Below are 11442 nucleotides of genomic sequence, written 5' to 3' on the forward strand. Positions count from 1 at the left end.
GTGGGGGGGCGGGCGCTAGAATCGGCCATCCTTTCACCTGGAACCATCGCCATGCGTCTACGCCTGCTCACCGCCTCCGTCCTGGCCGCCCTGGCCGCGGTCCCCGCCGCCTTTGCCGGCGAGGGCATGTGGGTCCCGCAGCAGCTGCCGGAAATCGCCGGGCCGCTGAAGCAGGCCGGGCTGAAGCTGAAGCCTGAGCAGCTGGCCGACCTGACCGGCGACCCGATGGGCGCGGTGGTGGCGCTGGGCGGCTGCACTGCCAGCTTCGTCTCGCCCAACGGCCTGGTGGTGACCAACCACCCCTGCGCCTACGGCGCCATCCAGCTCAACTCCACCCCCGAGCGCAACCTGATCCGCGACGGCTTCAACGCCGCCACCCCGGCCGAGGAGCTCAGTGCCGGCCCGAACGCGCGGGTGTACGTGCTGGAGGAGATCACCGACGTCACCGCGCAGGTGCGCGCGGCCCTGGACGCGGCCGCCGATCCGCTGGCCCGTGCCCGCGCCCTGGAGGCGCTGGAGAAGAAGCTGGTGTCCGGGTGCGAGGCCGAGCCGGGCTACCGCTGCCGCCTGTACAGCTTCTCCGGCGGCAACACGTACCGTCTGTTCAAGAACCTCGAGATCCGCGACGTGCGCCTGGCCTACGCGCCGCCCTCGAGCGTGGGCAAGTACGGCGGCGACATCGACAACTGGATGTGGCCGCGCCACACCGGCGACTTCGCCTTCTACCGCGCCTACGTCGGCAAGGACGGCAAGCCGGCGCCGTACTCCCCGGACAACGTGCCGTACAAGCCGAAGCACTGGCTGAAGATCGCCGACAGGCCGCTGGGCGAAGGCGACTTCGTGATGGTGGCCGGCTACCCGGGCTCGACCAACCGCTATGCGCTGGCGGCCGAGTTCGACAACACCGCGCAGTGGACCTACCCGACCATCGCGCGGCACTACAAGAACATGATCGCCATGGTCGAGGAGGCCGGGAAGAAGGACCCGGAGATCCAGGTCAAGTACGCCAGCACCATGGCCGGCTGGAACAACACCAGCAAGAACTACGACGGCCAGCTGGAAGGCTTCCGCCGCATCGACGCGGCCGGGCAGAAGCACGCCGAGGAAGCGGCGGTGCTGGCCTGGCTGAAGGGGCAGGGCGCCGAGGGCGCCCGCGCGCTGGAGGCCCACGCCCGCCTGGTGGAGCTGCTGGAGCAGTCCAAGGCCACCCGCGAGCGCGACCTGGTGCTGCGCAGCTTCCACGGCACCGGCGCGGTCGGCGCGGCGGTGCAGCTGTACCGCCTGGCGATCGAGCGCGCCAAGCCGGACGCCGAGCGCGAGCCGGGCTACCAGGAGCGCGACATCCCGACCATCGAGGGCGCGATGAAGCAGCTGGAGCGCCGCTACGTGCCGGCCATGGACCGCCGGCTGCAGGCCTACTGGCTCAACGAGTACGTGCAGCTGCCGGCCGCCCAGCGCGTGGCCGCGGTGGACCGGTGGCTGGGCGGCAACGACGCCAGGGCCGTGGAGCGCGCTGTGGAGCGCCTGGCCGGCACGAAGCTGGGCAGCACCGAGGAGCGCCTGAAGTGGCTGTCCGCCGACCGCGCGGCGTTCGAGGCCAGCACCGACCCGGCCATCCAGTACGCGGTGGCGGTGATGCCGACCCTGCTGGAGCTGGAGGAGCAGGCCAAGGTCCGCGCCGGCGAGAACCTGGCCGCGCGCCCGGTGTTCCTCAAGGCCGTGGCCGACTACCGCAAGAGCCAGGGCCGCTTCGTCTACCCGGACGCCAACCTGTCCCTGCGCATCACCTTCGGCAACGTGATGGGCTACGAGCCGCGCGACGGCGTCGCCTACACCCCGTTCACCACCCTGGAGGGCGTGGTCGCCAAGCACACCGGCGAGGAACCGTTCGACGCCCCGCAGGCGCTGCGCGAGGCGGTGGCGGCCAAGCGCTACGGCGGCCTGGAGGATCCGCGCCTGGGTTCGGTGCCGGTGAACTTCCTGTCCGACCTGGACATCACCGGCGGCAACTCCGGCTCGCCGGTGCTGGACGCGCACGGCAAGCTGGTCGGCCTGGCCTTCGACGGCAACTGGGAGTCGGTCAGTTCCAACTGGGTGTTCGACCCGAAGATGACCCGCATGATCGCCGTGGACCAGCGCTACATGCGCTGGATCATGCAGGAGGTCTACCCGGCCCCGCAGCTGCTGAAGGAGATGGGCCTCTGACGGCCTGATCCGGCCGCCGGGGCGGCACCGTCCGCCCCCGAACGGGTATGATGCGCACCCCGCCGCACCGCCGGTGCGGCGGGGTTTTGCCCATACGGGGATCCCATGCGCATCCTGCTTGCTCGTCACGGCGAGACGCCGTGGAACACCGAAGGCCGCTACCAGGGCCAGATCGACATCCCGCTCTCGCCGGTGGGCGAGGCCCAGGCACGCGCGCTGGGTGAACGCCTGCGCGGGGTGCCGATCACACGCGCGGTGGCCTCGCCGCTGTCGCGTGCCCGGCGCACCGCCGAGCTGGCCCTGGGCGAGGACCGCGCCGGCATGCTGGCGCTGGACCCGGACATCCAGGAGATCGCCCACGGCGAGGGGGAGGGCCTGCTGGCCGCCGAGATCGCCGAGAAGGACCCGGCCCGCCTGCGCGCCTGGCGCGAGGAGCCGGACACCGTGCTGATGCCCGGCGGGGAGTCGCTGCGGCAGGTGCTGGAGCGCTCCTGGCGCGGCCTGCAGCGCGCCACCGAGGGCCTGGGCGAGGCCGACACCCTGCTGATGGTGGCGCACGATGCGGTCAACCGCGTCCTGCTGTGCCGCGTCCTCGGCCTGCCGATCGGCAGGCTGTGGACCTTCCGCCAGGCGCCGACCACGCTCAACCTGCTGGAGGGCCCGCGCGTGGACCGCCTGGAGGTGGTGCGCCTGAACGACTGCGCGCACCACACCCCGTTCTTCGGCGAGGCCAGGCACCGGGCGCTGTGAGGTGCCGGTCCTCCCGGCGCGGGCCGGCGCGGCGGGAGGCGACGTGGTTCCGGCATCCGGCGTGAGCGGCATGGACCTGCAGCAGTGGCTGGCGTACATCGAGCGCCAGCATCCCCGCACCATCGAACTGGGCCTGGAGCGCGTGCGCGAGGTCGCCACGCGCCTGGGCCTGGAGCGGCCGGCCGCGCAGGTGGTCAGCGTGGCCGGCACCAACGGCAAGGGCTCGACCGTGGCCTTCATCGAGGCCATCGCCCGCGCCGGCGGCTGGAAGGTGGGCGCCTACACCTCGCCGCACCTGCTGCGCTACAACGAGCGCGTGCGCATCGACGGCCGGGAGGCCTCCGACGAGGCGCTGGCCGGGGCCTTCGCCGCGGTGGAGGCCGCGCGCGGCTCCACACCGCTGACCTATTTCGAGTTCGGCACCCTGGCCGCGCTGTGGCTGTTCCAGCGCGCCGGGCTGGACCTGGCGGTGCTGGAGGTCGGCCTGGGCGGGCGCCTGGACGCGGTCAACCTGGTGGACGCCGACGTGGCGGTGATCACCACCGTGGACATCGACCACACCGACTGGCTCGGCAGCGACCGCGAGAGCATCGGCGCGGAGAAGGCCGGCATCGCCCGGCCGTGGAAGCCTCTGGTCCTGGGCGAGGTGGACTCGCCCTCCAGCGTGCTGCGCCACGCCTACGCCATCGGCGCCAACGCCCTGCGCCTGGGCAGCGACTTCTTCCACGAGCCGGTGGACGAGGGGCACTGGCGCTGGCGCGAGGTCGGCGCCGAGCTGCTGCTGCCCAATCCGCAGCTGGCCGCGCCGGTGCAGCGCGCCAACGCCGCCACCGCCATCGCCGCGCTGCGCGCGCTGCCGGGCACGCTGCCCGACCATGCGTACGCCGAGGGGGTGGCCGCCGCGCGCCTGCCCGGGCGCCTGCAGCGCTTCGCGCACGGCGGCGTGGAGGTGGTGGTGGACGTGGCCCACAACCCGCAGGCCGCGCGCGAGCTGGCGGCCTGGCTGAAGGCCGCGCCCGCGGCCGGCGCCACGGCCGCGGTGTTCGCCGCGCTGGCCGACAAGGACGTGGCGGCCGTGGCCGCGGCCCTGGAAGGGCGGATCGCACGCTGGCACCTGGCCGGCCTGGCGGAGGCGCCGCGCGGCCAGGACGGGGACGCGCTGGCCTCGCGCCTGGCCGGCACCGCCGCGGCCGCCGGCAGCCGCGACGCCGACGTGGCCACGGCGCTGGCGCGCGCCGTGGCCGCCTGCGCGCCCGGCGACCGGGTGCTGGTGTTCGGCTCGTTCCACACCGCCGCCGCGGCGATCCGGACGCTGCGTTCAGGGCGGTGAGGGGCCGGCCGGCGATGCGGCGCCTATAATCGGGCGGCCTTTCCGAATCCTGCCGCGAGCCCGTGGATACCACCCTCAAACAACGCCTGATCGGCGCAGCCGTGCTGGTCGCGCTGGCGGTCATCTTCCTGCCGCCGCTGATCAAGGGGCCGGCGCCGGACAGCGGCGTGGACGACATTGCCATGCGCGTGCCCGATGCGCCGGGCGGCGAGTACGAGACCCGCGAGCTGCCCCTGCTGGGCGGCGATGCGGGGCAGGAGCCGCAGCCCGCGCCGGTGGCGGCCGCCGCGCCCGCCGCCGAGGCCACGGCCGCCACGGAGCCGCAGGCCGGCGCCGGCACGGCGGCAGGGCGCTGGGCGGTGAGCTTCGGCGCCTACGCCAGCGAGCGCGACGCCGAGGCGGTGCTCACCCGCGTCCGCCAGGCCGGGCTGGAGGGCTTCATCGAGGAGGCCACGATCAACGGCCGCCAGGCCTGGCGCGTGCGCGTGGGGCCGTATCCGGACCGTGCCCTGGCCGAGGCCGGGCGCCTGCAGGCCATCCGCATCCGCAACGACGTCAACGCCCAGGTGATCGCCCTGGACGCGCAGACCGAAGCCGAGGCGGCCTCCACCCGGCCGGCGCCGCAGCCGGAGCGCACGGCGCAGGACCGGACGCCGGAGCGGGCGACGCCCGCCCCGGCCGCCACGACCTCCACGGCGGCCGCGCCGAAACCGGCCGCCACCGCCCCGGCGCAGGCGCAGCCCAGGGCACCGGCCACCGCCAGCACGCCCGCGAAGACGTCGGCACCTGCACCGGCGGCATCGGCGCCGGCCACGCCGGCGGCGGCGAACGTGGGTTTCGCCGTGCAGCTGGGCGCCTTCGCCAGCGCCGCCGAGGCCAACGCCCTGCGCGACCGCCTGCGCGGCGCCGGCTTCAGCGCCATCGTCCAGCCGGTGGGCACCGACCGCGGCACGCTCAACCGCGTGCGGGTCGGGCCGGTGGCCTCGCGTGCCGAGGCCGAGCAGCTGAAGGCGCGCCTGGCAGCGGGCAACTTCGGCACCGGCATGGTGGTCTCGCACCCGTGATCCCGGCCGGGCGTGCCGCGCGGGAGGGCGCGTGAACGCGATCGACCTGTTCCTGCTGGCCGTGGTCGCCGCCTCGGCGCTGTTCGGCGTGCTGCGCGGCTTCGTCGGCACGGTCGCCTCGGTGGTGGCCTGGATCGGCGCCGGCTGGTGCGCGTTCCGCTACGGCGGCGAGCTGGCGTTCCGGTTCAGCAGCGACGGCCAGCCCGGTCCCAGCGAGCTGCTGGCCGGCTACGCCGCCGCGTTCATCGGCGTGCTGGTGCTGGTCGGCCTGGTCGGCTGGGCCATGCGCAAACTGCTGCACTCGGTCGGGCTGTCGGGCCTGGACCGCGCGCTGGGGCTGGCGCTGGGCCTGGCGCGCGGCGCGCTGGTGGCCTGCGTGCTGCTGCTGCTGATGGCGTTCAGCCGCCTGCCCGGCGAGCGGGCCTGGCAGGAATCGCGCGTGGTGCCGGTGCTGCTGCCCGGCGCGCAATGGCTGGCCCGCTGGCTGCCGGAATGGGCCGCCAGCGAGCTGGACTTTGGCAGCCACCCGTCCAGCGGCGATAATGACGGCCCCGGACGGGCCGACACGGGCACGGGCATGGACGCATGGCCCGCACCGATGGACGAGGGCGCGCCGTCCCGATCCTGATCCACCGTCCACTCACGGTCGGCGACCGTCGCGGAGACATTCCCAGCATGTGCGGCATTATTGGCATCGTCGGCAACCAGAACGTTGCCGGGCAACTCTATGACGGCCTGACCGTCCTCCAGCACCGCGGCCAGGACGCCGCCGGCATCGCCACCGCCGACGGCACGCGCCTGCGCGTGCACAAGGGCAACGGCCTGGTCCGCGACGTGTTCGACGCCCGCTCGATGAGCGTGCTGGAAGGGCGCGTGGGCATCGCCCACTGCCGCTATCCGACCGCCGGCTCGGAGGGCATGGACGAGGCGCAGCCGTTCTACGTCAACTCGCCCTACGGCATCGCCCTGGCGCACAACGGCAACCTGATCAACACCGACACGCTGCGCCGCGAGGTGTTCGAGCAGGACCGCCGCAACATCAACACCGAATCGGACAGCGAAGTGCTGCTGAACGTGTTCGCGCACGAGCTGGACGTGCAGCACGCGCTCAACCCGCAGGCCGCGATCAAGGCCGTGGCCGGCGTGCACCGCCGGGTCAAGGGCGGCTACGCCGTGGTCGCGGTGGTGCTGGGCCTGGGCCTGGTGGCGTTCCGCGACCCGCACGGCATCCGCCCGCTGGTGCTGGGCCGGCGCCAGACCGCCGAGGGCGTGGAGCACTGCGTGGCCTCCGAGTCGGCCGCGCTGGACATCCTCGGCTACGAGCGCCTGCGCGACGTGGAGCCGGGCGAGGCGGTGGTCATCACCCCGCGCGGCGAGCTGATCGCCGAGGTGTGCGCGCCGCCGGTCGAGCGCGCGCCGTGCATCTTCGAGTTCGTGTACTTCGCCCGCCCCGACTCGATGATCGACAACGTGTCGGTGCACAAGGCGCGCATGCGCATGGGCCAGAAGCTGGGCGAGAAGATCCTGCGCCTGCGCCCGGACCACGACATCGATACGGTGATCCCGATCCCGGACACCTCGCGCGACGCGGCGCTGGAGATCTCCAACGTGCTGGGCGTGAAGTACCGCGAGGGCTTCATCAAGAACCGCTACGTCGGCCGCACCTTCATCATGCCGGGGCAGGGCGAGCGGGTGAAGTCGGTGCGCCGCAAGCTCAACCCGATCCACCTGGAGTTCCGCAACCGCGTGGTCCTGCTGGTGGACGACTCGATCGTGCGCGGCACCACCAGCCAGCAGATCGTGCAGATGGCCCGCGACGCCGGCGCGCGCAAGGTCTACCTGGCCTCGGCCGCGCCACCGGTGCGCTACCCGAACGTGTACGGCATCGACATGCCCTCGGCCGACGAGCTGATCGCCCACGGCCGCACGGTCGAGGAGGTGGAGAAGCTGCTGGGCTGCGACTGGCTGATCTACCAGGACCTGGAGGACCTGGAGGCCGCGGTGCGCGAGGGCAACCCGCGCCTGACCCGCTTCGACTCCTCCTGCTTCGACGGCAACTACGTCACCGGCATCGAACCGGGCTACTTCGAGCGCATCCGCCAGCTGCGCTCGGACGAGGCCAAGCGCAAGCGCCGCGCCTGCTGAGCCCGCGCCGGAAGGCGCCCCGCCATGCGTTCCTTGTTCGAAGCCGCCCGCCAGTGCCTGGACGCCGCCGACCCCGCGGAGAAGGTCGCCCTCACACACGCGCACTTCGCCGCGCTGGAGCGCGGCGAGCTGGTGATCCCGGGGGACGCGCCGCCGCCGGAGCCGATCCGCATGCCGGGCCGGCCGCCGCGCCCGCGCCTGGTGCATCCGCGCGAGGTGCCCAAGCGCGGGCTGGGCACGCCGGAGGGGCGGGCGGCGTTCCTGCACGCCATCGCCCACATCGAGCTCAACGCCATCGACCTGGGCTGGGACGCGGTGTACCGCTTCCGCGGCCTGCCGGAGCAGTTCTACCGCGACTGGGCGAGGGTGGCCGACGACGAGGCGCGCCACTTCACCCTGCTGCGGCGGCGCCTGCAGGAGTTCGGCTACGACTACGGCGACTTCGACGCGCACAACGGCCTGTGGGAGATGTGCGAGAAGACCGCCCACGACGGCCTGGCGCGCATGGCCCTGGTGCCGCGCGTGCTGGAGGCGCGCGGCCTGGACGTGACCCCGGGCATGATCGAGCGCCTGCGCGCGCTGGGCGATGACCGCACGGTGCAAGCGCTGGAGGTGATCCTGCGCGAGGAGGTCACCCATGTGGCCGCCGGCTCGCGCTGGTACCACTGGTACTGCCGGCAGCGCGGCGTGGAGCCGCGCCAGCGCTTCCGCGAGCTGCTGCGCGAGTACGCCGGCGGCTACCTGCGCGGCCCGTTCAACCTGGAGGCGCGGCTGCTGGCCGGCTTCGACGAGGACGAACTGCTGGCCCTGCAGCAGCAGGCCGATTGAGCCGGCTCAGCCGGCCTGCTGCTCGCGGCGGATCAGCTCCAGTACCGCGCCGGCCTCCAGCGGCGAGCCGAACAGCCGGCCCTGGGCCTCGTCGCTGGCGGTTCCGCCCAGCAGCGCCAGCTGCTCCTCCCGCTCCACGCCCTCGATGCCGATGGCGATGCCCAGCCGCGCGCACAGGCTGGACACCGCGTCGATCACGGTGTGGCCGTGCGGGGTGCGTTCCAGCTCCTGCAGGAACACCGGGTCGAACTTGACCTTGTCGAACACGAAGCTGCGCAACCAGCTCAGCGACGAGCTGCCGGTGCCGAACTGGTCGATGACGATGGAGATGCCGGCCCCCTTGAGCCGCGCCAGGCTGGCCTCGGCCGCGGTGAAGCTGCGGCACAGCGTTTCCTCGTCGATCTCCAGCTCCAGGCGCGCCGGCGGGAAGCCGGCCCTGGCCAGTTCCTCCAGCAGCCATCCGTCCAGTCCCGGATCGAGCTGGTGGCCGGCGAGGTTGACCGACAGGGTCAGGTGCTCCGGCCAGCGCAGCGCCTCCTGCAGGGCACCGCGCAGCATCCAGCAGCCCACCTGGTCCATCAGGCCCACTTCCTCCAGCAGCGGCACGAAGCGGTCCGGCGCCTGCAGGCCGCGTTCGGGGTGGCGCCAGCGCAGCAGCGCCTCGAAGCCGCGCAGGCGCCGCTGCGGCAGGCACACCCGCGGCTGGTAGTGGATCTCGAACTGGCCGGCGGCCACGGCCTCGCGCAGCTCCATCTCCAGCCGGCGCCGCTCCTGCATGCGCCGGTCCATGCCCGGATCGAAGAAGCAGCTGTGGCCGCGGCCGTGGTGCTTGACCTGGTACAGCGCCAGGTCGGCGTTCTGCAGCAGGTGCTCGGCGGTGGGCGCCTGGTCGCCGGTCATGGCGATGCCGATGCTGGCGCCGACCACCACGCGATGGCCGTCCAGGTCGTAGGGCGCCTGCACGGTCTCCAGCAGGCGCCCGGCCAGGGCCTCGACCTGCTCGCGGCCGACGGGCGGTTCCAGCAGGATGGCGAACTCGTCGCCGCCAAGCCGCGCCACCAGGTCGCTGCCGCGCACGTTCTGGCGCAGGCGCACCGCCACCGTGCGCAGCAGGGCATCGCCGACCGGGTGGCCGAGGGTGTCGTTGACCTCCTTGAAGCGGTCCAGGTCCAGGCACAGCAGCGCGGCGTGGCGGCCCTGGCGGGCGGCTGCGACCGCCGCGGCCAGCCGTTCCATCAGCACGCCGCGGTTGGCCACGCCGGTCAGCGGATCGTGCCGGGCCAGGTAGACGATGTGCTCCTGGGCCTGGCGGCGCGCGTCCACGTCCTCCAGCACGCCCACCCAGCCGCCGCCGTCCTCGTCGGCCAGGCGGTCGCCGCGGGCCCGGACCCAGCGCCACTGGCCCCGGGCGTCGCGCCCCCGGAACTCCAGGTCGAACGGCCCGCGGCTGCGGATCACCCCGGCCCAGGACGCGTCCAGGGCCGGCAGGTCGTCCGGGTGGACGGCGCGCAGCCAGCCGCGGCCCAGCGCCGCCGACTCGGGCTGGCCGGTCAGCTCGGGCCAGCCGGTGCCGGTGCTGATGGTGCCGTCCGGGCGGGCCTGCCAGAACACCAGGGCGCCGGCCTCGGCGACGGTGCGGTAGATGCGCTGGCTGCGGTCCAGGCTGGCGGCCAGGGTACGGGCGTCGTCGGCGCGCCGGCGCAGGGCGATCTCGGCGTTGGTGATGCCCTCCTGCAGGGTGGCCAGCTCGCGGATCGCCGGCGGCGGGGCCGGGTCGGCCGCCGCCGGCAGGGCGTCGTGCCCGGCGATGATCAGCTGCGCGCGGCGCACCAGGCTGCCCACCGGGCGCAGGATGCGGCCGGCCAGCAGGTGGCAGGCCAGCAGGCCCAAGGCCGCGGCCAGCAGCGCGCCCAGGCCGATGCCCGGCAGCGGCGCGCGCCAGCGCGCCTGGAATGCGGCCAGCGGCTCGCCCACCACCAGCGCCCAGCCCGGCGCGGCCTCCAGCATCTGGAAGGCGAACACCACCTGCTGCCCTTCCTTGGACAGGGCCTCGAACACGCCGTTGCGGGTGCCCAGGGCCACCAGCTTGTCCCAGTCCGGGACCGGCTGGCCGAGATAGCGCTCGGGGCTGCGCGAGCGCGCCGCGATCCGGCCCTCGGGATCGACCACCGCCACCAGCAGGTGCTGGTCCGCGGCGGCGGTGGCCACCGTGTCGATCAGGTGGTTGGAGCGCAGCACCACCGCCGCGCCGGGCGCGTCCGGGGCGCTGCCGGGCACGGCGATGGCCACCAGCGGCGTGGCCGGATCCTCCGCGCGGAAGAACAGCCCGGACACCTGCGGCCTGCCGGTGGCGCGCGCGGCCTCCAGCAGCGCCGCCGGCACCGGTTCGGTGCCGGCGCCGTGCCCGCTGACCACCCGGGTGTCCAGACCGGCGGCGCTGCCGCGCCGCCACAGCAGGGTGGCGGTATCGGCGTCGCCGGCCGTGGCCTCGTGCAGCATGCCCAGGTTGGCGATGTGGTCGAGGATGCTGCGGTCCACCGCGTGGGCCAGCAGCGAGGCGATCTCGGCCAGGTGGGTGCGGGAGTCCTCGCGCAGCCGGTTGGCCGCATGCCACATGGTCAGCAGGACGATGCCCAGCATCGGCAGCAGGGCCGCGGCCACCAGCAGGTACAGGTGGCTCCGCAGGCCGGACGCGGGCCTGGCCGAACGGGATTGCCGCCTGTTGGCCTGCGCCATGCCCGCGATGGTCCTCCTGCTGCTGTGCCGTGGATGCGCGGACCGGGCGCGGGCCGCGCGACGGTGGTCCTGCACCGCATCTGCGAGGGAGAGTAGGCGCGCCGCGCGCGCTGGCAACTGGCAACGCCATGCCCGTCCTGTGCCATGCTGGCGGTTCCCGTCGTGCCGGAGCACCGCCATGCGCCCCGTCCCCGCCGCGCCGCCGATCCTGGCCCTGCTGGTCCTGCTGGCCCCGGGGGGCTGCGCCGCGCCGCCGCTCCTTGGACAGGGCCTCGAACACGCCGTTGCGGGTGCCCAGGGCCACCAGCTTGTCCCAGTCCGGGACCGGCTGGCCGAGATAGCGCTCGGGGCTGCGCGAGCGCGCCGCGATCCGGCCCTCGGGAT

Annotated in this window: 9 protein-coding genes; 8 read left to right on the plus strand and 1 reads right to left on the minus strand. The window is 74.0% G+C overall.

The features are described from left to right. Positions 1 to 51 precede the first annotated feature (51 nt). The 7 genes from CR938_RS12235 to CR938_RS12265 all read left to right on the plus strand — a co-directional run bounded on the left by CR938_RS12235 (position 52) and on the right by CR938_RS12265 (position 8322). Positions 52 to 2205 (plus strand): S46 family peptidase, encoded by a 2154-nt coding sequence (locus tag CR938_RS12235; RefSeq protein WP_162125284.1) that lies wholly within the window; start codon positions 52 to 54, stop codon positions 2203 to 2205. 105 nt (positions 2206 to 2310) lie between these two features. Beyond that, positions 2311 to 2955 (plus strand): histidine phosphatase family protein, encoded by a 645-nt coding sequence (locus CR938_RS12240; RefSeq protein WP_162125285.1) that lies wholly within the window; start codon positions 2311 to 2313, stop codon positions 2953 to 2955. 70 nt (positions 2956 to 3025) lie between these two features. Then, entirely contained in the window at positions 3026 to 4285 is a 1260-nt protein-coding gene (gene folC / locus CR938_RS12245) for a bifunctional tetrahydrofolate synthase/dihydrofolate synthase (protein WP_162125291.1), read from the plus strand. Between the two features lie 62 nt (positions 4286 to 4347). Next, positions 4348 to 5349 carry an SPOR domain-containing protein gene (locus tag CR938_RS12250; protein WP_162125286.1) on the plus strand — a complete coding sequence of 334 codons (1002 nt, stop codon included), beginning with the start codon at positions 4348 to 4350 and terminating at the stop codon, positions 5347 to 5349. A 31-nt stretch (positions 5350 to 5380) separates the two neighbouring features. Continuing rightward, entirely contained in the window at positions 5381 to 5977 is a 597-nt protein-coding gene (locus CR938_RS12255; protein WP_162125287.1) for a CvpA family protein, read from the plus strand. Between the two features lie 47 nt (positions 5978 to 6024). Next, positions 6025 to 7494: an amidophosphoribosyltransferase gene (gene purF / locus CR938_RS12260; protein ID WP_162125288.1), complete on the plus strand. Its 1470-nt coding sequence runs from the start codon at positions 6025 to 6027 to the stop codon at positions 7492 to 7494. A gap of 24 nt (positions 7495 to 7518) precedes the next feature. Further along, positions 7519 to 8322 (plus strand): ferritin-like domain-containing protein, encoded by an 804-nt coding sequence (locus CR938_RS12265; RefSeq protein WP_162125289.1) that lies wholly within the window; start codon positions 7519 to 7521, stop codon positions 8320 to 8322. Between the two features lie 6 nt (positions 8323 to 8328). Here the strand turns inward: CR938_RS12265 and CR938_RS12270 are convergent, their stop codons facing one another. Then, positions 8329 to 11058 carry a bifunctional diguanylate cyclase/phosphodiesterase gene (locus CR938_RS12270; protein WP_162125290.1) on the minus strand — a complete coding sequence of 910 codons (2730 nt, stop codon included), beginning with the start codon at positions 11056 to 11058 and terminating at the stop codon, positions 8329 to 8331. 178 nt (positions 11059 to 11236) lie between these two features. Between CR938_RS12270 and CR938_RS14440 the strand changes: the two genes are divergently transcribed. Next, positions 11237 to 11442 (plus strand): hypothetical protein (locus CR938_RS14440; protein WP_211365230.1); only part of this gene is annotated, 206 nt, incomplete at its 3' end.

Origin of the sequence: Pseudoxanthomonas taiwanensis (genome assembly GCF_010093135.1) — a bacterium.
Lineage (GTDB): Bacteria > Pseudomonadota > Gammaproteobacteria > Xanthomonadales > Xanthomonadaceae > Pseudoxanthomonas > Pseudoxanthomonas taiwanensis.